Source organism: Pseudomonas sp. S2_A02 (assembly GCF_054668495.1).
Genome location: NZ_CP162776.1, coordinates 2,611,006 through 2,637,456 on the forward strand (window position 1 = coordinate 2,611,006; position 26,451 = coordinate 2,637,456).

A 26,451-nucleotide genomic window follows, 5' to 3' on the forward strand; every position below is an offset into this window, starting at 1 on the left:
AGCCCGTGACGCTCCGCGTCACATGCCGAAGCGGACGCAGAGCGTCCAGTGAGGCATTCCCACGCAGAGCGTGGGAACGATCGTAACTCTCCAGATTTTCGTGGGGGGTTTGGGGGGGCCGTTGGCCCTTGACTGTTGGTTAAACATGGAGAGATCGGGATGGTATTTTCATCCAACGTGTTCCTGTTTCTGTTCTTGCCGATCTTCCTCGGCATGTACTACTTGAGCGGAATACGCTATCGCAACTTGCTGCTGCTGATCGCCAGCTACGTGTTCTACGCCTGGTGGCGTGTGGACTTCCTTGCACTGTTCGCAGCCGTCACGCTGTGGAACTACTGGATCGGCCTGAAAGTTGGCGCCGCAGGCGTTCGGACCAAACCGGCCCAACGCTGGCTGCTCCTCGGCGTCGCGGTGGATCTGTGCATCCTCGGCTACTTCAAGTACGCCAACTTCGGCGTGGACAGCATCAACGCGATGATGACCTCGGTCGGTCTGTCGCCGTTCATCCTGACCCATGTGCTGTTGCCGATCGGGATCTCGTTCTACATCTTCGAGTCCATCAGCTACATCATCGACGTCTACCGCGGTGATACCCCGGCGACCCGCAACCTGATCGACTTTGCCGCATTCGTGGCGATCTTCCCGCACCTGATCGCGGGCCCCGTGTTGCGTTTCCGTGACCTGGCCGACCAGTTCAACAACCGCACCCACACCCTCGACAAGTTCTCCGAAGGTGCCACGCGGTTCATGCAGGGCTTCATCAAGAAGGTCTTCATCGCCGACACCCTGGCGGTCGTGGCCGATCATTGCTTCGCCTTGCAGAACCCGACCACGGGCGACGCCTGGCTCGGCGCCCTGGCCTACACCGCGCAGCTGTACTTCGACTTCTCCGGCTACAGCGATATGGCGATTGGTCTGGGCTTGATGATGGGTTTCCGTTTCATGGAAAACTTCAAACAGCCGTACATCAGCCAGTCGATCACCGAGTTCTGGCGTCGCTGGCACATCAGCCTGTCGACTTGGTTGCGTGACTATCTGTACATCACCCTCGGCGGTAACCGTAAAGGCACGCTGATGACTTATCGCAACCTGTTCCTGACCATGCTGCTCGGTGGTCTGTGGCACGGCGCGAACATCACCTACATCGTCTGGGGTGCCTGGCATGGCATGTGGCTGGCGATCGAAAAAGCCCTCGGCCTGAACACCTCGCCGCGCAGCATCAACCCGATCCGTTGGGCGCTGACCTTCCTGCTTGTTGTCATGGGTTGGGTGATCTTCCGCTCGGAAAACCTGCACGTTGCCGGTCGCATGTATGGCGCGATGTTCAGCTTCGGCGAATGGTCGCTGTCGGAACTCAACCAGGCCAGCCTCACCGGTCTGCAAGTGGCAACCCTGGTGGTGGCGTACATCACTCTGGCGTTCTTCGGCATCCGTGATTTCTACGCCAACCGGCCGCCGGTCAAGACCAAGCCTGCCGTCAACGTCGAGGCCGATGGCCCTGCCGCGGCTACGCCTGGAATGATCAAAGCCGTACCGGGTGAAAACCCGGCCAGCATCCACGAACCGGGTTACACCGTCGGCGTTGAAGCGACTGTGCAACCGGCCTACTGGACCGCTGATTGGTCCCGTTACGTGATGCGCGCCCTGGTACTGCTGCTGTTCATCGCCTCGATTCTCAAACTCTCGGCGCAAAGCTTCTCGCCGTTCCTTTACTTCCAGTTCTGAGGGATCTGACTATGACCCGCTCATTACGCATCTTCTACATCGCCCTGTTCCTGGTGACCTTGCTGGTTCTGGGCGTGTGGTCGGTACGCAGCTTCTTCGGCTTCAGTACCAACGCCGAGGCGACCGTGCTCAACGGTCGCTGGACCAAAGCCGTCGAGACGCACTACGACGACGAGTTCCCGATCAAGCGCCTGGGCACCAATCTTTGGGCCGCGCTGGATTTCAAACTGTTCAACGAAGGTCGTCCGGGCGTAGTGCTCGGTCGCGATCAGTGGCTCTACAGCGATGAAGAGTTCCACCCGATCGTCAACGAAGAGTTGAACCTGCAAGGCAACTACGCGCTGGTCGAAGGCGTGCGCCAGACCCTGAAAAAACAAGGCGTGCAACTGGTGATGGCAATTGTCCCGGCCAAGACCCGTCTGTACCCGGAACATCTGGGTGAAGTGAAGCCGGCGAGTATCCACGCCAATCTGTACAAGGACTTCCACGCTCGTGTGGCGGCCGACAAGATCCTCGCCCCTGACCTGCTCGGCCCGCTGCAAAAGGCCAAGCAAGACGGTCAACAAGTGTTCCTGCGCACCGACACCCACTGGACCCCGGAAGGCGCGCAAATCGCCGCCGAGACTCTGGCCAAAACCATTGCCGACAAGGCTCCGCTCAGCGGCGAACCGCAAAACTTCGTCACCGAACCTGCGGAGAAGGTGACGCACAAGGGTGATCTGCGGTTGTTCCTGCCGCTGGACCCGCTGTTCGAAAACCTGATGCCCGCGCAAGAGCCTTTGCAGAAGCGCAACACCGTGGCTGCACAAGATCAGCCTGCCGGTGATGACGCCCTGTTCGCCAACACTGAAGTGCCAGTGGCCCTGATCGGCACCAGCTACAGCGCCAACCCGAACTGGAACTTCGTCGGTGCGCTGAAAGAAGCGCTGCACAGCGACGTGGTCAATTACGCCGAAGACGGCCACGGCCCGATTCTGCCGATGCTCAGCTACCTGAAAAGCGATGCTTTCAAGAACAGCCCGCCACAAGTGCTGATCTGGGAGTTCCCTGAACGATATCTGCCTGTGAACAACGAAATCGGTGACGCCGACCCGCAGTGGGTCGCAGAGCTTAAACAAGCCGGCGCACGCCAACAAAACGTAGCTGCAAACACTAAATCCGAGACGCCCGACCGGGCGCAAAACTGAAAGAGAGGTACACCATGACTTTCACTACTACTCCTCGCCGTCTCGCCAAGACCTTTGCTCTCGTCGCTGGCATGAGCGTGTTGTCGATGTCCGCCTTCGCTGGCGACGCCGCACTCTACGGCCCGACCGCACCGAAAGGCTCCAGCTTCGTGCGTGTCTACAACGCCGGTAACGCTGAAGTCAGCGCCACCGTTGGCACCACCAACCTGAGCGAAGTCGCGCCGCTGTCCAGCACCGACTTCAGCTTCATGCCGGGCGGCGATTACAGCGCCAAGGTCGGTAGCCAGAGCCTGCCGGTGAAATTGGCCGGCGACCACTATTACACCCTGGTCAACAACGCCAGCGGCGCGCCACAACTGATCGAAGAGCCGCCGTTCAAGAACAAGCAGAAATCCCTGGTTCGCGTACAGAACCTCAGCGACAAGGCCCTGACCCTGAAAACCGCCGACGGCAAGACCGAAGTGGTCCCATCCGTGGCGGCCAAGGGCCGTGGCGAGCGTGAAATCAACCCGGTGAAAGTCAGCCTGGCACTGTACGACGGCGCCACCAAAGTCGGCGACGTGAAGCCGGTTGCCCTGGAACGAGGCGAAGCGGCGGTGCTGTACGTCACCGGCAGCGGCAGCAGCCTGTCGCCAGTGTGGGTCAAGCGCCCGGTTTCGACGCGCTGATTAATTCTCTGAATTGACGCTCCCCCTGTGGGAGCGGGCTTGCCCGCGATGCAGACGACTCGGTGCAACAGATACACCGAGGTGATGCCATCGCAGGCAAGCCAGCTCCCACAGAGGACCGAGGCGTCGATTCGGACACGGAACAAAAACAAGAGTGAAACGACAGAACGCAGTAGCTCTGACCCATTCGATTTTAAAGGAGTAACAACATGATTCCGGTGATCTTGTCAGGTGGTAGCGGCTCACGTCTTTGGCCGCTTTCGCGTAAGCAATTCCCCAAGCAATTCCTCGCCCTGACCGGCGAACAAACGCTGTTCCAGCAAACCCTGGAACGCCTGGTGTTCGAAGGCATGGACACTCCGATCGTGGTCTGCAACAAGGAACACCGTTTCATCGTCAACGAGCAGTTGAGCGCCCGTAACCTGGACGTGCAGCGCGTGCTGATGGAACCCTTCGGTCGCAACACCTCGCCAGCAGTGGCCCTGACCGCGATGATGCTGGTCAATGAAGGTCGCGACGAGTTGATGCTGGTGCTGCCGGCCGACCACGTGCTGGAAGACCAGAAAGCCCTGCAACGCGCCCTGGCCCTGGCCACCGTGGCGGCCGAGCGTGGCGAGATGGTGCTGTTCGGCGTGCCGGCGACCAAACCGGAAACCGGTTACGGCTACATCAAATCCACCAACGATGCGTTGTTGCCGGAAGGCGTCAGCCGTGTCTCGCACTTCGTCGAAAAACCCGATGTGAAACGCGCCACCGAATTCGTCCAGTCCGGTGGTTACTTCTGGAACAGCGGTATGTTCCTGTTCCGTGCCAGCCGCTTCCTCGAAGAGCTGAAAAAACACGATCCGGACATCTACGACACCTGCGTACTGACGCTGGAACGTAGCGCGCAGGATGCCGACACCGTCGACATCGACGCCGCCACCTTCGCTTGCTGCCCGGACAATTCCATCGATTACTCGGTGATGGAAAAAACCCAGCGCGCCTGCGTCGTGCCGCTGACTGCCGGTTGGAGCGATGTCGGTTGCTGGTCGTCACTGTGGGAAGTCAATGCAAAAGACGCCAACGGTAACGTCACCAAAGGCGACGTGGTCATCCAGGACAGCAAAAACTGCATGATCCACGGCAACGGCAAACTGGTGTCGGTGATTGGCCTGGAAAACATCGTGGTGGTCGAAACCAAGGACGCCATGATGATCGCCCACAAGGACAAGGTCCAAGGCGTCAAACAGATGGTCAACACCCTCAACGAACAGGGCCGCAGCGAAACCCAGACCCACTGCGAAGTCTATCGTCCGTGGGGCTCCTACGACTCGGTGGACATGGGCGGCCGCTTCCAGGTCAAGCGCATCTCGGTCAAGCCGGGCGCGTGCCTGTCGCTGCAAATGCACCACCACCGCGCCGAACACTGGATCGTGGTCAGCGGCACCGCTGAAGTGACCTGCGACGAAAACGTGTTCCTGCTGACTGAAAACCAGTCGACCTACATCCCGATCGCCTCGGTTCACCGTCTGCGCAACCCGGGCAAGATTCCACTCGAGATCATCGAAGTGCAATCGGGCAGCTATCTGGGTGAAGACGATATCGAGCGGTTCGAAGATATCTACGGTCGCTCTACCCCGATCGAACGCGGCGTGTCGGTGAAAACCATCGCGCAGTGATTGACCGGTAAAACAAGAAGCCCCCGTCCAGCCCGCTGCGTCCCTATCCGCAGTGGGTTGGGCGTTTTTTATGTGTCAAACCTTCAGCGGCTTTTTGCCACTAAACTTCAGATCCTTCCACTTCAGAATTGAAGTGGGTCCCCGTGAACTATCCAACTCGACTGTTTTACCGCTTCTTGCTGCGGCGATGAAGCGATGGTGCCCATCCTGAAGGGTGATTATTTTTGTCTCACTGTTTTGTGCAAAAATCGGAACGCCCAAGCCGATTTTGAGCGCTGCTGGATCTTTGGCTTTAATTGCAGCAATAGCTTGCTCACGTTCGGCACCTTCCAAGGCATTAAATTTTTCATACTCTTCAATGCCGTCTTTGTTAATCCAGTCTTGACTGGGAACTATCTCATGACCGTCTGGCCATTTAGGCAGGTCCTTTCCTTCGACCAAATCAAATTTTCTGTGAAAAGTCACCACCATTCGTTGCACAACAACATCCCTTCTATTTTTCGTTACGGTCGCGCTTTTGAAGCCTATAGAAACGTCGCTGGTGGATAGGTCATTCCCCCCCGACATTACGTTCTCGTTTCTTTTTTCCGCATTAATTCCATTTGTACTTTCTGCTCCTCTCACCGCTTCGGGCAAACGCTTGCCAACCACCAAAGGCGGGGCAGGTCTGTTGATAGGAGCCAAGGCGTTAACTTTCGGCTTTGCTACGATTTCGGGAGCAATGCTATGTGCTCCGAAAATAGAAGCCATTTTTTTTACCGAGCTTTTATTTGCTTCGTTTTCCGCAGGTGCAGCGCCACTTTCCCCTTTGGCATACCCGTCAACATCGACAAAAGTAACAGGGTTGTTCTCTACCATCGCGTAGTAATTCAGTCCGTCCACAAGTCCCGCCGGGTCCGGGTTGGTCCAACGCTGCAACCACGGTATGTAGTACCGAAAACCGTAGTAATAAAACCCTGTTGCATCCCGCTCCTTGCCCGAGTAACGAATGGTTTTATAGTCGACGTCAATCACGTCCGTGGCAAACCAGGCTGTCTCGCCGAAGGGATAGTAGATTTCCCGGCTGATGATTTGCGCATCGGCGGTCAGTTCCACGGTGCAGGAGTTGAGATGATCGACGAGGTTGTAACGGTATTGATCCTTGGGCACCCCCGGTGGCGGATCGCTCTCCCAACGCAACACCCGAACGATGTTGAGGCCCGCCTGAGCGGTGATCACCTGCAGTACTTCCCCAGTGCCGTTATCGGTGTGCAGTTCCAGCCCCGGCAAGTAACGCACTTCAGCCACCACGGTGCGGGCATTGGTATTCAGCGAGCGAATTTTACGCACTCGCTGGCCACCGCCATCGTAGATGTAGGACTCCCGATCATTGAGCCCGGAGACGCGCTCCACCGGGCTGACCGACTGCAACTGATTACGCAGATCCCACGTCAGAAAGCGGCCCTGATCCAGCTCCAGCAAATTACCCCTGGCGTCGAATGCGGCGGCGATTTCTTCTTCGGTGGGTGGCACGCCGTTGCGCCAGGGCAGACAGCGATTGCTGTACCGGGCGGCCTTCAGGTCATGCCCCGGGCTTTGTGCACCAACGTGGGTCAGCTTCAACAGATTGCCGCCCGCGTCATAGCGGTAGGTCTGCCGGTAGTTGCTGACCGCCGACGGATCAGTGCGGCCGACCGACTCCGGCCCTTGATTGGGACCGCCCGCCTCCCAGCCAGAAGCCTCGATCAACTGATAGAGGCTGTCGTAGCTAAAGCGACTGACCGGATCGACACGCTGGTTGGCGAAGTAACGCACCGGCAGCGCCTTGTCCTCGATGCTGAGAACGTTGCCCATGCGGTCATAGTCGTAGATCAGATGCCGCAACATCCGCGCACAGGCATCCTGTGACCGACGCTCCATCAATAAGCCGTCTTCAGGGCGGTAACGGAGGGTTGTTTTCGCAGCATTACCGGCGGTTTCGTGTGCAATTTGTCCCTCGGCGTTGTACTGGATATCGCTGACCAGCGCCTGCCAGGTAGTCAGTCCCTGAAGTTGCAAACGCGCCTCACGCAAGCGACCGTCAAGGGTAAGGCTGAAGGCCTGACTATTTCCCTTGGCATCGACCTGTTCCAGCACATCACCCAGCGGGCCGAAACTCCATGTCGAGACAGCCCCCCTCCCCCGGCTCAAGCAGCCGCTGGCGATCGGCTTCCAACTCCGGCCAGTCAGGGGCTACAGGGTCCAGCGTGAAGTGACGAACTTGCTTCACGCATTGGCCGGTGATCGAAAATGCCTCGAACAACACCGTCCCGGCGGGATCGTCATGACGGGTCAACTGCCCGCATTGATTCTGGTCACCCTGATCGGGACCGCCATAGGTCATGCGTTCAACGGACCTTCGCGGCTCAGTTGTGCCCTGCTCGAACACCGCTACGGGACGAAGCAGGTCGTCATATTCAACCTCACGTCGCGTGCCGCGGCTGTCCCATCCCGATAAAATTTCATGACCCAGACCTGGCAGGTTGAGCTGCCAACCGGCATCGACACTGTCTGTGAACAGCGTGTTGCCCGACAACGAAAACGCTGTCGCGAGATTGGCGGGTGTCAGCGGCTCTTCTTGTGACAGCGCCCAAAGCCTCGGATCCCACTGTTGAACCGCACGCCCTGCGGCATCGTAAGCGATGCGGTTGATGCGTGCCTCAGCAGGGACGTTTTCGACGGTGCGCCCATAATCGACCGAACGGATCGTCAAGCCGCGCGGATCGACGATCGTCAGTTTTGGTGTTTTGTGGTGCATTTCCATTGCCATCGCCCGCCGAAATACAGCCCTGTTGACCAATGTCTTCTAACGTATCGAGCGCACTACGGACTACTGTCAGAAATTACAGTACCGACCAGCGGTAAATTGCCTTGATCACCGAATGTCCATTCCCGCGCCCCTTCGGTAGGATGGTGCTCATGAGTTCAAGGAGCGTTCACACATGTTCATCGGCGTCCTGCTGGTCATCACCTGGCTGATCCTGCTGCTGCGCTACCCAACCAAGGCCGTACCGGTTTCCATGGCCGCCGCTGTCGGATTGGGTCTGGTGGCGACGTGGGTGTTCTGGCTGGACAACCGCGAGGTCAAGCAACTGGCGCGCCTTGAGCTGCGCATCGTCTATGCCCCGGAGCACTGCCCGGCGGATCGCCCCTTGAAACTGACGATGAACAACGGCAATGACGTGCCGTTGACCGAACTGCGCTGGCGCGTCGCCGCTTATGCACCGGGCGATACGGTCAATCTGGCTGACAATCAATACGCCGCGCCGCGTTATCGCGGCCCCGGTGAATTGCAGGCCGGCGGCAATTGGGAAGACTGCTTGCCAATGCCGCCCCTGCGCCCCGGTTATCGCCCGCAAACCCTGGAGTTTCGCGCCGAGCGTTTGCAGGGTAGTTTCTCCGACTGATCCTCCTTTTTTTGCACAAGGACCGCGCTATGCCCGTTGCGTTGATTACCGGTTGCTCCAGCGGCATTGGCCGCGCCCTCGCCGACGCTTTCAAAAGTGCCGGTTACGAAGTCTGGGCCAGCGCACGCAAGGCTGAAGACGTAGCCGCTCTAACCGCTGCCGGTTTCACCGCCGTGCAACTGGACGTGAACGATGGCCCGGCCCTCGAACAGCTGAGTGAGCGGATCAATCAGCAGCGCGGCGGCCTCGATGTGCTGATCAACAATGCCGGTTATGGTGCGATGGGCCCCCTGCTCGATGGCGGTGTGCCGGCCATGCAGCGGCAATTCGAAACCAACGTGTTTGCGATCGTCGGCGTCACTCGCGCGATGTTCCCGGTGCTGCGTCGCGCCAGGGGCCTGGTAGTGAACATCGGCAGCGTTTCCGGGGTTTTGGTCACGCCGTTTGCCGGCGCCTACTGCGCCTCGAAAGCTGCGGTGCATGCCTTGAGCGATGCGTTGCGCATGGAATTGGCACCCTTCGGTGTGCGGGTCATGGAAGTTCAGCCGGGGGCTATCGCGTCCAGCTTCGCGAAAAATGCGGGCAACGAAGCTGAGCAACTGATCACCGAACAATCGCCGTGGTGGCCGCTGCGCGAAGGTATTCGTGCGCGGGCCAAGGCGTCTCAGGACAAGCCGACGCCGGCCAGTGAATTTGCCGCTGGTTTATTGAAGGCCGTGCAGCAGAATAAACCGCCGCGTCTGGTGCGTTTGGGTAATGGCAGCCGGGCGTTGCCGTTGATGGCGGGGTTGTTGCCCAAGGGGTTGTTGGAGTCGGGGTTGATGAAGCGGTTCGGGTTGAAGGGGCAACTCTAAGACTGAGTCGACATCATCGCGGGCAAGTCGAATCGTCGCACCGCCGCTCCCACAAGGTTCTACTGGGTAGCATAGATAGCATTCACACCAAAGATCTCTGTGGGAGCGGGCTTGCCCGCGAAGACGTCAGGACAAACGCTGCAAAATTTCAGGAAACAACATGACTGACTACACCGAATACTTTGACGAAGTGATCCAGGCCCACATAGCCATCGAACAATGGTTGGCCGAGGAGCGAGACGAGTCCGAGCTTGAGCAATTGCTGACGCGTTTTTCGCCACAGTTCTCCATGATCTCGCCGTTAGGCCGGGTGCTGGATTTCGAGGCGTTGAATGAATTGTTTCTGCTGGCGGGCGGGAAAAAACTCGGGTTCAGGATTGAGCTCAGCGAGTTGCGAGGTGTCGCGCTATACGACGGTGGCGCAGTGGTGAGTTACCGCGAGCAGCAGACTGATGCGGCCGGGCTGCATTCCGATCGACGATCCACGGTGGTGTTTGAGAAACAGGCCGATGGCAAGTTGGTTTGGCGGCATTTGCATGAGACGTTTTGCAAGGAGTGAACCTGAGTTGTGCCCATCGCGAGCAGGCTCGCTCCCACAGGGGATTTTCGTCGTTCACCGAGTCAGCGTCCGAATTCGATCAATGTGGGAGCGAGCCTGCTCGCGATGGGCGCGACTCGGCCTAACGGTTAGTTAACAACCACCGTGCACGTAATCCCCGCCGCCAACAGCACGCCCTCTGGCACTTCATCAATGTGAATCCGCACCGGTACCCGCTGCGCCAGGCGCACCCAGTTGAAGGTCGGGTTCACGTCGGCGATCAGCTCGCGGCTTTGCGGGTTGTCGCGGTCATAGATGCCACGAGAAATGCTTTCCACATGGCCCTTGAGCACTTCGCCGCTCATCAGTTGCATGTCGGCTTTATCGCCCACGCGCACATGGGGCAATTTGGTTTCTTCGAAGAAGCCATAAACCCAGAACGAGTTCATGTCGACCACCGCCATTTTCGCTTCGCCGACGCGCGCGTAGTCACCACGATGGACGTTGAGGTTAGTGACATAGCCGTCCACCGCCGCGCGCACTTCGGTGCGTTTGAGGTTCAGCTCGGCGGCGTCCAATTGCGCTTGGGCGTGCTGGTAATCGGCCTGGGCCGAGTCGGCGATGTTGGTGGCGTCGTCGCGGTTTTCCCTGGAGATCACCAGGTTGTCGAGGTCGGCGCGGCGATGGGCATTGACCTTGCGCATCTCCCACGTGGCTTTGCGCGAAGCCACCAGCGACTGCGCCTGTTTCACCGCGATGCGGTAATGCTCGGGGTCGATGCGCATCAGCAAATCGCCCTTCTTCACTAGCTGGTTGTCGCGCACCGGCACGTCCACCACTTCACCGGTAACGTCGGCGGCGACGTTGATGATGTCGGCGCGCACCCGGCCGTCGCGGGTCCAGGGCGTGTTCATGTAATGCACCCACAGGGTACGGCCGATCCACAGGGCAAGGGCCAACACCAACAGGGTAGCGAGCAGGCTGAAAAGCTTTTTCATCACGGTGTTCTCAACGGTAAACAGTCAGCGCCAGGGCGCCGAACAGACAGGTAAACAGACTCAGGCGCAGCAGCGCCGGGTGCCAGAAGAAGCGGTACAGATCGAACCCGGAGAGGAATCGGTCCAGCGCCCAAGCCAGCGCCGCGGCAACGAAAAACATCAGGGTCATGGTCGGCATGTACACGCCGTGGAAGGCGATTTCACGAGGCATGCTCAAGTCCTTGGGGCTTGGTGATGGCGATGGCATTTGTGTAGCTGGCGAGCGGTGATTGCGGGTCCAACAGCGAAGTGCGGATGAAGTGCAGGTAGCTTTTCACCCGGCGCAACGCAGAGGTATCGAAGTGCGGCGCAAAAGGTTCGTCGGTGGTCTGCACGCGGCCGATCGCATGGTCGACCGCGACCAGCGCACGTTCCAGATTGCTGTGGCTCGGTTGCAGAAACAGCCGCACCAGCGAACGCCCCATCACCCGGATTGACTGACGCCACGATTGAGATTCAGCGTAGGCCGGATGCACCGGCAGAATCGCCTGTTCCTTGCGCAATTCGATAATCGCGTGGCCGACTTCCAGCACCACGAACATCCAGCGCAATAAGTCCCGTTGCACCTGCGGCTGTCCCGCTGCGAGACCGTAGGCCTGATGCAAAAGATCGCGGGTGCGGCTTTCGAAACTCGATGCCAGGCCCTTGAGTTTGCCGCTGATGGCGTACACCACTTGCCCGCGCAAATCCTGCTCCAGGCGCCGCCATAACCAGCGGCTGTTGGGTGGCAAAATGATCGCCCCGGCCGCCGCGCACACCAGCATGCCCATGATCATCGCGATGTAGTCGTTGATGAAAGCGTAAGGGTTGTAAACCGTGAGGTTGTCCGGCACCGAACCGGTGCTGAAGAAGATCAGCAACCCAAGGCCAACCCCGGCGTATTGCGGCCGTGACGTCAGGAACGAACCGAGCACGATCACCGGCGCCAGCATCACGCACAGCAACGGAAAACCGTCGATCAAGGGGAAGATGAAAAACATCTCGACGAAGCCGATCAGCGCCCCGAGCAACGTCCCGCAGGCCATCTGAAATGCCATGCGCTTGGGGTTCGGTGTCGCCGCTGAAAGGCCCACGGTGGCGGCAGCGATCAAAGTCATCGTCGCCCCGCTCGGCCACGCCGTGGCCACCCAATAACTGCCCAGCACCACGAGGATGAATGCTGCACGAATGCCCGACGCCGCCGAGGCCAGCCAGTTGGTTTGCGGGGTGAAGGGCTCGTCCCAACGTTCACGTTCGTGGCTGTGATCGGCCAGCGACGCGTGGGTCTGTGCATAACTGTGCAGGTCGTCGACGAAGCGATAAAGCAGCTCGTAGGCGGTGTGAAAATCCAGCTGCTCGGCGTCGCTCGGATCACTCTCCTGAAAGGTCGCCCGCAGGCTGCGGACTCGCGCCGGCAAGTGTTGCTTATAGGTCGCCAAAGCAGTGGCCAGGCGTGCAGCGTCGGGGCTGGTCAAGGCGCGACCGCTAAAACCGTCGAGCACTTCGGCCAGCTCCTGTAACCCCGGTTTGATCGCCGCGACAACGTGATCGGTGCCGCCGGTGCGCAGGCGTTCAAGCAACTGATGCAGGGCATTGAAACGCGTGGTAATGCCCATGAACTCGCTGTTCAAACGACTAAGCCGCCCGTTGCGCCGACGCATGTGCGGGTCTTCGAACACCGTCACGCTGCGCAGCCCTTCCAAGCCCACCGCCTCGGCAATAAACCGTACATTGCTCGCTTCAAACGCCGCGCGCTGACTGCGACCGCGCAAGCCATCGGTGACGAACAAGGCAAACACGCCGAAGCGCTGGTACAAGGCATTGCGCATCGCGGCGCTGGCGGTTTGCGGCAGGATCGCGGCGCTCACCAGCGTCGAGCAGAGAATTCCCAAAGAGATTTCCAATACACGCCAGACTGCCGCCATGAATGCGCCGTCGGGATGAGCCAAGGCAGGCAGCCCGACCATCGCCGCCGTATAACCGGCGAGCACAAATCCATAAGCGCGGAAGTTGCGATAACGCGCCGCGCCGGCCGAGCAGAGGCCGACCCAGATCGCCAGCGCGCCGAGGAACAGTTCGGTGTTCTGCGCAAACAAGGCAATCAACGCGACCATCACCGCCGACCCGGCCAATGTGCCGAGGAAGCGATAGAAACTCTTGGCGAACACTTGGCCGCTTTGCGGTTGCATGACGATGAACACGGTGATCATCGCGGTGCGCGGTTGTGGCAACTCCAGGCGCATGGCCAGCCACAGGGTCAGGAACGCCGCGAACAACACCTTGAGAATGTACACCCAGGTCACGCCATCGCTGCGTGCCCAGTCGAAGAACCCCCGGCGCCATTCAAGGGAATACAGCCAGCGCAAAGGTGCGGGCAAGGGAGTCATGAAATTTTGCTCATTGAGATTCGGTCAGGTCGCGGAACCTGTGGGAGCGAGCCTGCTCCGGGCGGCGTTCCGACGATGGCGATTTCACATTCAACATTGATGTCGACTGACACACCGCTATCGCGAGCAGGCTCGCTCCCACAGGTTTTGTGTTCAACGCAAAAGAACCGGGGTTTTCGGGGGGGTGGGTTTTCTCGGCATTAGGCACGTCATTGCCAGCGCCGAGGCCTCCGCCCAAAGCAGTCACCAATCCTGCATGAGCACTCAAGCGCGCGGCCTGAACCTGCTGCTGCACTTGTTGCTGCTTGAACAGCAACGTCTGCGCATTGAGCACGTTGAGGTAATCGGTGAGCCCGCGCTGATAGGCGATCATCGCGATGTCGTAGGTCTTCTGCGCCGTGGCCACCGACTCGGCGGCGAAGGTTTGTTGCTTGTCCATCGACTCGCGGCGGATCAACTGGTCAGAGATGTTCTTCAGCGCGTTGACCAGCGTCTGGTTGTACTTCGCCACCGCGATGTCATAACCCGCCGAGGCTTCACCCAGTTCCGCACGCAAGCGGCCACCGTCGAAGATCGGCAACGAAATCGCCGGGCCGACGCTGTAGTTGAGCTTCTTGCCGGTCAAAAACTCCAGCGCCCCACCGCCGGTGGCCATGTAGCCGAGGCTGCCGACCAGATCGACGTTGGGGTAGAAGCCAGCGTGGGCAACATCGATACCCCGCGCCTGCGCCGCCACTTGCCAGCGACTGGCAACCACGTCCGGGCGTTGGCCAAGCAGTTGCGCCGGCAAAGACGACGGCAACTTCAGTGCCGCGCCCAACGACAGCGTCGGCCGTTGCAACTGCGCGCCCTCCCCCGGCCCCTTACCGGCCAGAGCGGCGAGTTGGTTGCGGCTTAAAGCAATCTCCTCGTCCAGCGCATCGATTTGCCGACGGGTTTCCGGCAATGGTGTTTCGGCCTGGCTGACTTCGAAATGGGTGCCGATGCCGCCATCCAGACGTTTCTGCGCCAGGTCGAGAATTTGCTGTTGCTGCTTCAAGGTCGCGGCGACGATGTCCCGTTGCGCGTAATGCAACGAGAGCTCGATGTAGGCGCGCACGATGTTGTTCTGCAATTCAAGCTGCGCCTGCCGTGCTTCGGCGGCGCTCATGTGGGCTATGTCCACGGCCCGTTCGGTGGCGTTGCTTTCGCGGCCCCAGAGATCGAGGGCATAGCTGAAGCCCAGCGCGGCGTTGTTGTCCCAAGTGGTGGTGTTGGCCAACTCGCCGGGGCCGTAGAACTGATCGGTGGGCCAGTTGTGGCGCTTGAGGGTGGATTGGCCATTGATCTGCAACGACTCGGCGGACTCGGCAATGCCAGCCATGGACCGCGCCTGACGCACTCGCGCGGCGGCCATGGCCATGCTCGGGCTGCCTTGCAGGGCGAGGTCGATCCAGCGGTTCAGCTGCGGGTCGCCGTAGGCTTGCCACCATTGGATGGTGGGCCAATGAGCGTCTTGTGTGGCGCTCTGAATGGCTTCATCGGTGGCCAGTGAATTGGCCTCCAGTGCCTTGCCTTGCGGGGCAATACCTGCGGTGCCGATGCAGCCGCCGATTGCCAGGGTTAAAGCCAAAACACTGAGCGTCTTGAGCGCTCTGTTGATGCGACGCGGCACTGCTGCAAATTCCTGAAATAGGGGGAGATCCTGTAGGAGCTAGGCTTGCCCGCGAAGGCGTCTTATCAAGCGACAGCTATGGTGCCTGTGAGGACGCCTTCGCGGGCAAGCCTCGCTCCTACATGGGACCGGCGCAATTCTAGGGGTGGGCCTTGTTGGCGATAAGCCGGGATTCTTGTGAATCTTTGTTACCGTTAACGCGATAATCCCTTGGTCACGTCTTTAGTCGCCTGTAAAGAATCAGCAACTTCGTGTCACAATTTGCCATCGCACTCGAGAGCACCCCATGGACACTTTGCAAAACATGCGCGCCTTCAGTTACGTGGCCGAGGCCGGCAGCTTCACCGCCGCCGCCGTGCAACTCGACACCACCACGGCCAACGTCTCGCGCGCGGTCTCCAACCTGGAAGCCCACCTGCAAACCCGCCTGCTCAACCGCACCACCCGCCGCATCGCCCTGACCGAGGCCGGCAAGCGCTACCTGTTGCGTTGCGAGCAGATCCTGGCCTACGTCGAAGAAGCTGAAGCCGAGGCCAGCGACGCCCACGCCCGCCCGGCCGGGCAACTCAAAGTGCATACCATGACCGGCATCGGTCAGCACTTCGTGATCGACGCCATCGCCCGCTACCGCAAAACCCACCCGGACGTGACCTTCGACCTGACCATGGCCAACCGCGTGCCGGATCTGCTGGACGAGGGCTACGACGTGTCCATCGTGCTCGCCAGCGAACTGCCAGACTCGGGCTTCGTCTCCCAACGTTTGGGCATCACCTACAGCATCGTTTGTGCATCGCCCGCCTATGTAAAAGCCAACGGCTGCGCGCACAAACCCAGCGATCTGCTCAACCACGCCTGCCTGCGTCTGGTGAGCCCGGTCATCCCGCTGGAAAAATGGACCTTCGACGGCCCTGAAGGCCAGGAAATGGTCACCATCAACAGTTCACCGTTTTTGGTGAACTCCGCTGATGCGATGAAGACTGCGATCACCAGTGGCATGGGGGTTGGCGTTTTGCCGGTGTATGCGGCGATTGAAGGGCTGCGCAACGGCACCCTGGTGCGGGTGATGCCGAACTACCGTTCGCAGGAACTGAATCTGTATGCGATTTATCCTTCGCGGCAGTACCTGGATGCGAAGATCAAGACGTGGGTCGAGTACTTGCGTGGGTCATTGCCGGAGATATTGGCGGCGCATCAGGCGGAATTGGCGGCGTATGAATTGAGTGGGAGTTTGGGTGGGGTTCGGGTGGCGAACTGAGGTGTGTGGACTGCGGGTTAGCCCAGCAGTCCAGCGTACTTTCCGCAGAGCCAATACGCACAAAGACCAACGATTGAATAGGCAAACATCAGGTTGGGAATAACGACCCAGCGTCGTAGGTGTAAAGGGAAGTGTTTTATCCCATCAATACAATGCGGGTCGCTTCTCAGCAGGAATGCATCATCCTCACGAAGCATGGTCGAGAGATGAGCCAAGCGGTAATGACGCCCGTACAGACCATTACCCATAACCCGACGGTTGCGGCCGACGAAGTAAGAGTCGTTGAGGTGAGATTCGAGTTCTTCGAGTTTAAAAAAACTGATGTACACACGCAGCAGTGAAACGATAAAAGCTAGGGCAAGAAAGCCGATCAGGATGGCTGTGTAGAGTAGTTTCAGGTCACTCATCGGATTTGAAATTGTTGCACGCAAAGATACAAAACCACTCCAAAGCAACAGTAGTCCAGCGCTGACGACCGCAATCCGCATCAGTTTTTTTGGAGTTTCAGCCCATTTTTTCAGGCGCTCCGGCAAGATTTCAGCCTCCATAAACGCATACGAATCCAACATCTGATGTTGATAGAAACTGCCCGTTAAAGCGCCAATCAACCTAAGTCTGTTCATCCGTCCAAACGGGCCGTTACCCGCCGTGCTTCGATTGATACTCACCAGATGAGACGCGTTGAAGTGATCTTCAATTTGGTCGAGTTTGAAATAGGCGCCAAATAACAAGAGGGTCTGACTGAGTAAAATCATCAGGAAAATAAGTACCCAACCAATCAAATACACATTCTCAGCGCCACTCATGGTTGCGTGAACTCATAAATTTTTTCACCTATTTCCCCGCCAATTTCTGAGCCTTTGGTTCCTGTCGCACTGGCGACAGCACCCGACACCAGCAGCGCACAAACGATTCCACCAACACCCAATGTCTCCACACCTATTGCCGCGCAAATTCCATATTTCAGTACGCTACTCGCCACGTATCCGGCGGCAACACCTCCGCCAATACTTCCTGCCAACTTGCCTCCTTCCACAAATCTTGTTTGAGAGCATTCATCCTTGCTTCCACTGCGGCATGCTTCATCAACTCTCATCGCCGCCGCGCCCATTGCCAATCCAATGCCAACATAACCGCCTGCCTTCAAGTACTTCACGGCTCTGGATACGCCTTGAATATTTGTCGCATAGCCCGGTAGTTGGGTAGGGGCACCAGCCTTGTTCCAATGGTGAATTGTTCTGCGAGTAGAAAGACCCAATGCTCGTTTAAGCCTGGGATGATCAGGAATGCCTGTGCCTTTACGTACCAGCGGGCCAAGGCTGGCATTGATCTTTGCCATCATCCGTTTGCGATGGGTAAAGAAATCCCTCGATCGCAAGTGGCCGTGCTGACGGTATTGTTGCTGATGCAGTTTCTCTAACTCGATGAGCGTGCCTTTGAGGTTTTCCAGGTGTTGGCCGACCATGAAGGACGCCACACCCAACGACCCCGCCGACACCTCCAAAAACGGCTCAATCACTTCATGATTTTCGACCATGAACGAAGCCTCTTCTTCGCTCAGGTCCTTAAGCGCTTCGTTGACCTTCTGCGCCGCGATCATCATTTGCGCCTCTTCACGGCGGCACATGTAATGCCGTGAATCGCTGAAGATCACCATTTGTCCCGGCTTCACTCGCTCGCTGAGATGCCGATTGAGCGAGCGGAATTCCCGGCGCAGTGCATCGCTTGGCGGGTTTTCGTACAGCGAGCGCTCCAGAGCTTCGAGGGTCATGGGCTGCTGAATGATGTGGAAGCCCGACTCCACAGGTTTGGGCAGGGCGAAGGCGTGCTCTTCGACCAGATGTTGCGCCGGTGGTTCGGGCTTGGGTTTGAAGGCATTCCATGACGCGCCGCCGTTATCGGGATCGACTCGGGGCTTCACCATGACCCAATCACCGTTGCTAACAGCATTGATGAGTTTTTGCTGGTGGGCGGCCTGCATGTAGTTGGAGCTATTAGCGCCGACCGCGCTCAGCAGGTCGTCGAAGCCTTGCAGGTCGTAGGGATAGCTCAGAGCCTGGCATAGGTCGGCGACGGCTTGGTCGCTGTCTAGCACCTGGCCGTGTTGGCCGGCGAGTTGGTTTGGGGGGATGAGTCTGGTCACGCTCGTGTCCCGCTTCTTGGAAATGGGAGACTTTGGCGAGTGGGCTCAAAGAGGGATGCCGGGCGAATCGTTTTTGCGTGTAGGGGAAGTCCGAGTTTTTTGATGGCGACGTCATTGATAGCGCCGGAAGATCAAAAGATCGCAGCCCTCGGCAGATCCTACAGACGGGGTGATTTTTGAGGGCGTTTCCGACAAGTTTTAACGGTTGTTGCGTCGGAAGGGAAATGGGTAGGCTTTGGGGGTCGCTGCCAAATCAGTGACCAGGCTTGGAAACCTGATATTCCCATCACAGCACATGGCATACTGCGGCGTTTTTTTCTGCACGCAATTACTTGTTATGGCGGCTGTGCGCGGGAGACCTTCGGGTCTGCCGGGTTTGATGGGATTTCCGGTTTTCCAGACCGCGCATGGCTGCCACCCTTTCGCTTGGAAACGAAAATGGCAGCTCTATTTATCCTGTCATAGAGTAATTCCCATGATCAAAGAAACACCGAACCCTCCGGAAACCGACGACGTTTCCCCCTACGAATCCCCCAATTCCAAAAAACTCAACGAAGCCGCTGAACGCGCGTTGAATCACTACCTCAATCCCGCGGCCCTCAAATCACCGACCATCCGCAAACCCAGCACAATGTATATGCTCGCACCGGAGATCAAAGACGAAGACCTGTTGGCCCATACCTGTGAATCGTTGGCCCAGGCCAGTGTGATGGCCAGCAATTTTGCGACTTATCTGGAAGGCCCGCATCGGAATACGGCGATGGCAATTCAGCAGATCGTCATGCTGGCCGCTGGCGGTGAACCGGATGCTGGATAACCTCAACGTACCAAAACCCGCGCCACACAGCTGATCCCCTGTAGGAGCGAGGCTTGCCCGCGAAGGCTTTCTCACATTTAACATTGAGGTCGCCTGACACACCGCCTTCGCGGGCAAGCCTCGCTCCTACAGGTTTGGATGGCGTACATCCGGCGGTCCGAGACTCGCAAAATGTCCGGGAAGAATGTTAGCGTGCTTGGCATTCACCACCGCCCGACGAGCCGCCTCCAATGAAAAAAACCGTCCTCGCCTTCAGCCGTATCACCCCACCGATGATCGAACGTCTGCAACAAGACTTCGACGTGATCGTGCCGAACCCGAAAAACGGCGACATCAACGCCCAGTTCAACGAAGCCCTGCCCCACGCCCACGGCCTGATCGGCGTCGGCCGCAAACTCGGTCGCGCGCAACTGGAAAACGCCAGCAAACTGGAAGTGGTCTCCAGCGTCTCGGTCGGCTACGACAACTACGACCTCGCCTACTTCAACGAACGCGGGATCATGCTCACCAACACTCCCGACGTCCTCACCGAAAGCACCGCCGACCTGGCCTTCGCCTTGCTCATGAGCAGCGCCCGTCGCGTCGCCGAGCTGGACGCCTGGACCAAGGCCGGCCAATGGCAAGCCACCGTCGGCGCGCCGTTGTTTGGCAGCGATGTGCATGGCAAAACGTTGGGCATCGTCGGTATGGGCAACATCGGCGCGGCCATCGCCCGTCGCGGTCGACTGGGCTTCAACATGCCGATTATCTACAGCGGCAACAGCCGCAAGACCGAACTGGAACAGGAGCTCGGTGCGCAATTCCGCAGTCTCGACCAACTGCTGGCCGAAGCCGATTTCGTCTGCCTGGTGGTGCCGCTCAGCGAAAAAACCAGGCACCTGATCAGCCACCGTGAACTGGCACTGATGAAACCGAGCGCCATTCTGGTGAACATCGCCCGCGGCCCGGTCGTGGACGAACCGGCGTTGATCGAGGCGCTGCAAAACAACCGCATTCGCGGCGCCGGGCTGGACGTCTACGAGAAAGAACCGTTGGCCGAGTCGCCATTGTTCCAACTGAAAAACGCTGTGACTTTGCCGCACATTGGCTCCGCGACTCACGAAACCCGTGAAGCCATGGCCAACCGTGCCTTGGCCAACTTGCGCAGCGCCTTGTTGGGTGAGCGGCCGCAAGATCTGGTGAACCCACAAGTGTGGAAAGGCTAACTAAAACGGGCAGGCGTTTTTAAACGGCTGCCCGCTCGCTACACAACTTGCAATTCAGTCCACTGACGAAAAAAATTAAGCGCTATAGACTCTCCATTACTGATTCGACCCTACGAATAATTTTATGGAGCGCGCTTAATTTGAACAGCCTTACAACCGCTAAAACCATCAGAATCAGCAAAATACTACTGATGGCCTACATAAGCTTTTTCGGCTTGCTAGTGATGTATAGCAACTTTACAGATTACGCTACCAACTACGAATATGTCGGCCACGTCCTGAGCATGGACACGGCCAATAATAGCGAAAAAACCGACTATCGGGCCATCACCTCGCCCATGCTTCACCACCGGATTTACTGGCTTATCATCACCCTGGAAGTAACTTATACCGTTTATTGCCTGATGGGCACTTACCACCTCTATCGAAAACTGAATGCTTCAGCCAAAGAGTTTCACGAAGCAAAAAAATTCTCGATTATCGGTTTAATGATCGGCCTTTTCATCTATTACGTCTGCCTGCAGGTTATCGGCGTCGAATGGTTCAACATGGATAAATCACAGGCATGGAATGCCAAGGACTGGGCTCGGCATATTGTTGATTTTATGCTGCCGCTATTAATGTATGTGGCATTGAGGATTGAGCGCTAAGTAACACGCTCATTCTTTAAAAACCTCAGGCCAATTTGCCATTCCCCTGCACCATCGACGCCTTGGGCTTACGGAACACCAGCACATTCCCCAGCATCACCAGCACCAGCCCCACCAGTGCCGGCGCCGTCCATTGATAGCCTTCGACAAACGCCGACACATTCAGCGCCACCACCGGAAACAGTACGGTGCAATACGCCGCCCGCTCCGGCCCCATGCGCCCGACCAGCGTCAGGTAAGCGGTAAAGCCGATCACCGAGCCGGGAATCACCAAGTACAGCAACGACCCGATGTAGCGGGCATTCCATTCCATGTCGAAAGGAATGCCCTTGACCAAGCACCACGCCGACAACATCGCCGCACCATAAGCCATGCCCCAGGCATTGGTGGTCAGGGGTTTCAGGCCCGCCTTCTGTTGCAAACTCGACAGCATGTTGCCGGCCGAGAAACACAAGGTGCCGAGCAACGCCAGACCCAACCCGAGCAAGGTTTCCGGGCTGGCGGTATGACCAGCCAGCTCCGGCCAGAACAGCAGGCCAAGCCCGAGCAAGCCCAACGCGCCGCCCATCAACACGTTACGGGCAATTTTCTGGCCGAAGAACACCCGCGCATTGAAGGCGTTCCACAAGGTGGCGGTGGAAAAAACCACGGCGACCAGACCGCTGGGGATCCACTGGCTGGCGGTGAGGAAGCACATGAAGTTGATGCAGAACAGGCACAGACCCTGCGCCAGGCAAATCAGATGCCCGCGACGGTTCATTGGTTGCAGGCGCCGGCTGAGCAGCAACAGCGCAAACAGTACCAACGCGGCGAGGCCGAAGCGATAGACGATCGACACCGGAATCGCCACCACGCCCAGTTGCCATTTCAAGGCGATCCAGGTGGTGCCCCAGATCAGCACGGTCAGCAGATACAACGAAAGGTTCATGGTGAAGACTCCTGAATAGGCCTTCAGTGTCCGGCGCGAAACCCTTTTGCACTTGCATAAACTTGCGCTTTTGTCGGCCGGCGGGCTGGCAGGTCAACGTCTACGGAGTAGGATGCAAAGCGTTGGAGAGAACCGATCATGGCCGCACCAGTGTCACTCGAGACCCTGCAAGTCTTTCAAGCGCTTAACCGCTCGCCCAATGCTCGCCTGGAGCAAAGCGCCGAGCTCGGTGACGGCATGGCTGCAGCTTTGTGGAACAACCACCATGACGCCCAGGACTACGAAGCGCCGAGCCACCACACCCTGTCGTGCTATATCGACGGTGGCACCGGCACCTTTCGTCGCGACCAGCCCGGCACCAAGGGCGGCCCGGACAAACTGTGCATTTTGCCGGCCGCCCATCAGTCAGGCTGGGTGATCAACGGCGATATTCGCCTGGCCCACCTGTATTTCAGCCCCGAACAATTTGCCCTTGGCTGCGTCACGCTGCTGGATCGCGAACCGCGGGAATTGCAGTTGCGCGAGCGCACGTTCCTCGAAGACCCGCAGCAAGCCCGGCGCTTTCGACAGTTGATCACCCTCAACTGGGATGAACCGGGCGAACGCCTGCTCACCAGCAGCCTGGCCCATGAAATGCTCAACCATGCCCTGCTCAGCCAAGTCGGTGTGCGCCAGGGCTTGCGCCTAAAGGGTGGGTTGGCGGCGCATCAACGACGGCAGTTGGTGGAGTTCATCGACCATCAATTGGCCGAAGCGATCAGCCTCGGGCAGTTGGCGGCATTGTGTGCGTTGTCTGAATATCATTTTGCGCGGATGTTTCGTGTGAGCTTCGGCCTGCCACCGCATCAGTATGTGTTGGCGCGGCGACTGAGCCGCGCGCGGGAGTTGTTACGCGGGACGTTGCAGCCGCTGGGGGATATTGCGTTGGCTTGTGGGTTTGCCAGTGCGAGCCATTTCACCAACCGGTTTCACCAGGCGTTGGGTGGCACGCCCGGGGAATATCGGCAGGCGTTCATGCGGTAAAGGTCAAAAGATCGTAGCCTTCGGCAGCTCACAGGAGCATGCGTTCGGCGTAGGAGCTGACGAAGCCTGCGATATTTTGCAGGCTGACTAGCATGGGGATCGGTGGATGCTGAAACAAGAACGGGCCTGCATAAGCAGGCCCGTTTTTTAGGTGGAGAGAACGTGGGAAGGTAAAAAGTGAATCAGGCCTCAGCCGTTTTGTGCAGCCTGTTCGTTCTCGAGAAACTCGTCTTCCAGCAGCGCATCGGCCGTAGGCCTTTCGAACGGCACCACAGCGGCACGTGGTTTGCCCCGCAGTTTGCCGAACAGATGTTCAAGCGCATGTTCGAGTTTTTCGGCCGCACCGTCGATCGCCAGTTCCAGGTTAGCGGCTTTATGAGTGACAGAAATCGGTTGGTGGCCCTTTGGCCGCGCTTCCAACTGGCAGCGCATATCGTGGGGACCGGGCTTGTCGCCGTTCTCGTCCCGCAGGTGGACCTCGACGCGGGTCAGGTCCTCTTCATAACGTTCGAGCGTGCTCTCAATGGTCGTACGTACCCACTCCTCCAGTCGGATGCTGCTTTGAATATGGTTATCGCTATTGACTTGGATTTGCATAGTTCTTCCCTTATTTCAGCTAGCTCGCGAGAGGCCGGTCAGCTAGCCCCTTGGGCGTCATCACCGTGACCTCTTGGTTACACAATCGGTGTGTACGCTGGATAATTCAACCCCTAAAAAAAGATAAATATTCATACGCAAAAAAAGCCGGACAACGGGTAAAAGCGCTGTTAATGTCGGGAGTTCGGTCGCCCCTGCTTGATGTATTAGCTGCTCACATCTGCCGCTCCGCCAGCGGATGCAGACTACGAAATATCCCCGCCTCCTCCACCAGCCAGTCATGCACCGCGCGTACGCCCGGATGACTCAGCGCGCCCGGCGCATAGAGCAGCACGTAACGCTTGTGATTAGGCACCGCCAGGCCAAAAGGCACGATCAACGTCCCGCGCTCCAGTTCATCGTTGAGTAGCGTTCGCCGTGCAATCGCCACGCCCATCCCGGCAATGGCCGCTTCGATGGTCAGATGATTGCGATTGAAGGTATGCCCACGCCGCACATCCGCGCCCTCGAAGCCGATGGCGTTGAGATAAAACTCCCATTCCGCGTACTCGTAACTGCCGCGCCAGGCGGTGATGTCGTGCAGCAACGGAAAATGCACCAGGTCTGCCGGGCCGTGCAGTGGCGGCCGGCCGCGAAGCAGGCTCGGGGCACACACCGGAAAGATCTGCTCATCCAACAAGGCTGTGGATAACAATCCGGGATAACTGCCGTCGTTCAGGTCAATCGCCAGATCGAAATCGCCTTCGTGCAACGGAACACTGCTGTCCTCGGCCACCAGACGCAGCTGAATATCCGGAAAGCGCTGTTGCAAACGCGGCAGGCGCGGGGTCAGCCATTTGCTCAGGAACGATGGAATCGAGCGTAATCGCAAAATCCCGCTGATCATTCCCGCATCCAGTCGTCGCAATTCCGCATCGATGCTGCCGTAGGCTTCGTTGACGGTGATAGCCAATCGCTGGCCTTCGGCGCTCAATTCCACGCCCCGGGCGCGACGATGAAACAGGCGAAAGCCCAGCCGCTCTTCCAGTTGGCGAATTTGCTGACTGACCGCCCCCGGCGTGATGTGCAGTTCTTCGGCACAACGGGTGAAGGACAAGTGCCGTGCGGCACACGAAAACACGTGCAGCCAGACGTAGGTCTGGGCGTGCAATTGGCGACTCATTGTTTAGTCCTGCTAAAGGCTGTCTTAGGAAGTTTCGTTGGTCACGTAGGACCGAGCTTGGCAGTATCGCCGACATTGCGCTTGTCCTACAGAAATGGCGGCGATTTCTCTTCCATTGCTTGTATAGGCTTTAGCATGGCTATCAGTGTTTTCGATCTCTTCAAAGTCGGCATCGGTCCGTCCAGTTCCCACACCGTCGGCCCGATGCGCGCCGCCGCGACCTTCGCCCAAGCACTGATTGACCAGGATTTACTGGCCGACGTACGGCGGGTAGAAATCCGCCTCTACGGTTCCCTTTCGGCCACTGGCGTCGGTCACGCCACCGACCGTGCCTGCGTCATGGGCCTGATGGGCGAATGGCCAGACAGCATTGAGCCGAACTCCATCGACAGCCGAATCCAAACTTTGCATGAAACCGGCGAACTGAGTCTGGCCGGTAAATCGACCATTGCCTTCAACTGGCAGCGCGATCTGCTGCTGCTCGACGAGAGCCTGCCCTACCACCCCAACGCCATGTCTCTGACAGCCTTTGGCGAAACCGGTGAACTGTTCGAGCAAACGTACTACTCGGTGGGCGGTGGTTTCATCATCGAAGCAGCCGAAGCCGAATCCGGCATTGCGCCGACCAGCGATGTAGTCCTGCCATACGATTTCTCCAGCGCCGCCGAATTGCTCAAGCTCTGCAACCAGCACGGTCTGCGGGTTTCCGAGCTGATGATGGCCAACGAACGAGCCTGGCGCAGCGACGCCGAAATCCGCCAGGGCTTGCTGCATATCTGGTCGGTGATGCGTGAATGCGTCGAGCAAGGTTTGCGTCACGAAGGCATCCTGCCCGGCGGTTTGAATGTTCCGCGTCGCGCCGCGAAATTGCACCGCAGTCTGTTGGAAATCGGCAAACCGAATGTCATCAGCTCCACCCTGTCAGCCATGGAGTGGGTCAACCTGTTCGCCCTCGCCGTGAACGAAGAAAATGCGGCCGGCGGACGCATGGTTACCGCGCCTACAAACGGGGCGGCCGGGATCATTCCCGCCGTGCTGCACTACTACATGAAATTCAACCCGGACGCGTCAGACGATGACGTCGTGGCGTTCTTTTTGGGCGCTGCGGCCGTAGGCATTCTCTGCAAGAAAAACGCCTCGATTTCCGGCGCCGAAGTCGGCTGCCAGGGTGAAGTCGGTTCGGCGTGCGCCATGGCCGCCGCCGGTCTGGCCGACATACTCGGAGCGACTCCCGAGCAACTGGAAAACGCCGCCGAAATCGGCCTGGAACACAACCTCGGCCTGACCTGCGACCCCGTTGGCGGTCTGGTCCAGGTGCCGTGCATCGAGCGCAACGCAATCGCTGCCGTGAAGGCGATCAACGCCACGCAAATGGCTCTGCGCGGCGACGGCAAACACTTTATTTCCCTGGACCGGGTAATCCGCACCATGCGCGATACCGGTGCCGACATGCACGACAAATACAAAGAAACTTCACGGGGCGGCTTGGCTGTCAGCTGGGTGGAGTGCTGAGGAGCACTCCCTGACCGTCCGCAATACGTGAGCCCGAGCAAGAA

20 protein-coding genes and 3 pseudogenes are annotated in these 26,451 nt (G+C 58.5%); 13 read left to right on the forward strand and 10 right to left on the reverse strand.

The window, feature by feature from the left end; genetic code table 11:
• Positions 1 to 159: 159 nt before the first annotated feature.
• From AB4O41_RS12060 to AB4O41_RS12075, 4 genes are all read left to right on the forward strand, one after another.
• Positions 160 to 1,725, forward strand: a complete 1,566-nt coding sequence (locus AB4O41_RS12060) for an MBOAT family O-acyltransferase (RefSeq protein WP_460147868.1) — start codon at positions 160 to 162, stop codon at positions 1,723 to 1,725.
• Positions 1,726 to 1,736: 11 nt separating this feature from the next.
• Positions 1,737 to 2,912, forward strand: a complete 1,176-nt coding sequence (locus AB4O41_RS12065) for an alginate O-acetyltransferase (protein WP_460147869.1) — start codon at positions 1,737 to 1,739, stop codon at positions 2,910 to 2,912.
• 14 nt (positions 2,913 to 2,926) lie between these two features.
• Positions 2,927 to 3,580 (forward strand): alginate O-acetyltransferase AlgF, encoded by a 654-nt coding sequence (locus tag AB4O41_RS12070; protein WP_367374248.1) that lies wholly within the window; start codon positions 2,927 to 2,929, stop codon positions 3,578 to 3,580.
• A gap of 209 nt (positions 3,581 to 3,789) precedes the next feature.
• Positions 3,790 to 5,241 (forward strand): mannose-1-phosphate guanylyltransferase/mannose-6-phosphate isomerase, encoded by a 1,452-nt coding sequence (locus AB4O41_RS12075; RefSeq protein ID WP_460147870.1) that lies wholly within the window; start codon positions 3,790 to 3,792, stop codon positions 5,239 to 5,241.
• Between the two features lie 75 nt (positions 5,242 to 5,316).
• On the opposite strand, the pseudogene AB4O41_RS12080 reads toward AB4O41_RS12075, so the two are convergent.
• Positions 5,317 to 8,023, reverse strand: a pseudogene (locus AB4O41_RS12080) (RHS repeat domain-containing protein).
• Between the two features lie 178 nt (positions 8,024 to 8,201).
• Here AB4O41_RS12080 and AB4O41_RS12085 point away from each other — a divergent pair.
• The 3 genes from AB4O41_RS12085 (at position 8,202) to AB4O41_RS12095 (ending at position 10,079) form a co-directional block, all read left to right on the forward strand.
• On the forward strand, positions 8,202 to 8,666 hold the full coding sequence (locus AB4O41_RS12085) for a multidrug transporter (RefSeq protein WP_460147871.1): 465 nt from the start codon (positions 8,202 to 8,204) through the stop codon (positions 8,664 to 8,666).
• Positions 8,667 to 8,695: 29 nt separating this feature from the next.
• Positions 8,696 to 9,520 (forward strand): SDR family oxidoreductase, encoded by an 825-nt coding sequence (locus AB4O41_RS12090; RefSeq protein WP_201061884.1) that lies wholly within the window; start codon positions 8,696 to 8,698, stop codon positions 9,518 to 9,520.
• Positions 9,521 to 9,680: 160 nt separating this feature from the next.
• Positions 9,681 to 10,079: a DUF4440 domain-containing protein gene (locus AB4O41_RS12095; protein ID WP_460147872.1), complete on the forward strand. Its 399-nt coding sequence runs from the start codon at positions 9,681 to 9,683 to the stop codon at positions 10,077 to 10,079.
• 128 nt (positions 10,080 to 10,207) lie between these two features.
• On the opposite strand, the gene AB4O41_RS12100 is transcribed toward AB4O41_RS12095, so the two are convergent.
• From AB4O41_RS12100 to AB4O41_RS12115, 4 genes and pseudogenes are all read right to left on the reverse strand, one after another.
• On the reverse strand, positions 10,208 to 11,056 hold the full coding sequence (locus AB4O41_RS12100) for an efflux RND transporter periplasmic adaptor subunit (protein ID WP_460147873.1): 849 nt from the start codon (positions 11,054 to 11,056) through the stop codon (positions 10,208 to 10,210).
• 10 nt (positions 11,057 to 11,066) lie between these two features.
• Complete coding sequence (locus tag AB4O41_RS12105; protein WP_347803141.1) at positions 11,067 to 11,267, reverse strand: DUF1656 domain-containing protein; 201 nt, start codon at positions 11,265 to 11,267, stop codon at positions 11,067 to 11,069.
• Positions 11,257 to 13,461 carry an FUSC family protein gene (locus tag AB4O41_RS12110; RefSeq protein ID WP_460147874.1) on the reverse strand — a complete coding sequence of 735 codons (2,205 nt, stop codon included), beginning with the start codon at positions 13,459 to 13,461 and terminating at the stop codon, positions 11,257 to 11,259. Before AB4O41_RS12110 ends, AB4O41_RS12105 begins: the two co-directional genes overlap by 11 nt.
• Positions 13,462 to 13,630: 169 nt before the next feature.
• Positions 13,631 to 15,115: pseudogene (locus AB4O41_RS12115) on the reverse strand (efflux transporter outer membrane subunit); the annotation flags it as partial.
• 286 nt (positions 15,116 to 15,401) lie between these two features.
• Here AB4O41_RS12115 and AB4O41_RS12120 point away from each other — a divergent pair.
• A complete protein-coding gene (locus AB4O41_RS12120; RefSeq protein ID WP_038979032.1) occupies positions 15,402 to 16,370 on the forward strand; it encodes a LysR family transcriptional regulator in 969 nt (322 codons plus the stop codon).
• 17 nt (positions 16,371 to 16,387) lie between these two features.
• On the opposite strand, the gene AB4O41_RS12125 is transcribed toward AB4O41_RS12120, so the two are convergent.
• Positions 16,388 to 17,176 carry a hypothetical protein gene (locus tag AB4O41_RS12125; RefSeq protein WP_460147875.1) on the reverse strand — a complete coding sequence of 263 codons (789 nt, stop codon included), beginning with the start codon at positions 17,174 to 17,176 and terminating at the stop codon, positions 16,388 to 16,390.
• Complete coding sequence (locus AB4O41_RS12130) at positions 17,173 to 18,513, reverse strand: hypothetical protein (protein ID WP_460147876.1); 1,341 nt, start codon at positions 18,511 to 18,513, stop codon at positions 17,173 to 17,175. Before AB4O41_RS12130 ends, AB4O41_RS12125 begins: the two co-directional genes overlap by 4 nt.
• 475 nt (positions 18,514 to 18,988) lie before the next feature.
• Between AB4O41_RS12130 and AB4O41_RS12135 the strand changes: the two are divergent.
• The 3 genes and pseudogenes from AB4O41_RS12135 to AB4O41_RS12145 all read left to right on the forward strand — a co-directional run bounded on the left by AB4O41_RS12135 (position 18,989) and on the right by AB4O41_RS12145 (position 21,185).
• A pseudogene (locus AB4O41_RS12135) lies at positions 18,989 to 19,364 on the forward strand (DUF6124 family protein).
• Positions 19,365 to 19,560: 196 nt separating this feature from the next.
• On the forward strand, positions 19,561 to 20,535 hold the full coding sequence (locus tag AB4O41_RS12140; RefSeq protein ID WP_063341505.1) for a 2-hydroxyacid dehydrogenase: 975 nt from the start codon (positions 19,561 to 19,563) through the stop codon (positions 20,533 to 20,535).
• Positions 20,536 to 20,675: 140 nt separating this feature from the next.
• Positions 20,676 to 21,185 (forward strand): DUF2165 family protein, encoded by a 510-nt coding sequence (locus AB4O41_RS12145; RefSeq protein WP_460147877.1) that lies wholly within the window; start codon positions 20,676 to 20,678, stop codon positions 21,183 to 21,185.
• A 25-nt stretch (positions 21,186 to 21,210) separates the two neighbouring features.
• Here the strand turns inward: AB4O41_RS12145 and AB4O41_RS12150 are convergent, their stop codons facing one another.
• Positions 21,211 to 22,113 (reverse strand): DMT family transporter, encoded by a 903-nt coding sequence (locus AB4O41_RS12150; RefSeq protein WP_460147878.1) that lies wholly within the window; start codon positions 22,111 to 22,113, stop codon positions 21,211 to 21,213.
• Between the two features lie 138 nt (positions 22,114 to 22,251).
• Here AB4O41_RS12150 and AB4O41_RS12155 point away from each other — a divergent pair, with 138 nt between their 5' ends.
• Complete coding sequence (locus tag AB4O41_RS12155; protein ID WP_460147879.1) at positions 22,252 to 23,136, forward strand: helix-turn-helix domain-containing protein; 885 nt, start codon at positions 22,252 to 22,254, stop codon at positions 23,134 to 23,136.
• 189 nt (positions 23,137 to 23,325) lie between these two features.
• On the opposite strand, the gene AB4O41_RS12160 is transcribed toward AB4O41_RS12155, so the two are convergent.
• A complete protein-coding gene (locus tag AB4O41_RS12160; RefSeq protein ID WP_008070486.1) occupies positions 23,326 to 23,733 on the reverse strand; it encodes an HPF/RaiA family ribosome-associated protein in 408 nt (135 codons plus the stop codon).
• A gap of 214 nt (positions 23,734 to 23,947) precedes the next feature.
• On the reverse strand, positions 23,948 to 24,895 hold the full coding sequence (locus tag AB4O41_RS12165; protein WP_007903267.1) for a LysR substrate-binding domain-containing protein: 948 nt from the start codon (positions 24,893 to 24,895) through the stop codon (positions 23,948 to 23,950).
• Between the two features lie 135 nt (positions 24,896 to 25,030).
• Here AB4O41_RS12165 and AB4O41_RS12170 point away from each other — a divergent pair, with 135 nt between their 5' ends.
• Entirely contained in the window at positions 25,031 to 26,407 is a 1,377-nt protein-coding gene (locus AB4O41_RS12170; RefSeq protein WP_367374230.1) for an L-serine ammonia-lyase, read from the forward strand.
• The last annotated feature ends 44 nt before the right edge of the window (positions 26,408 to 26,451 follow it).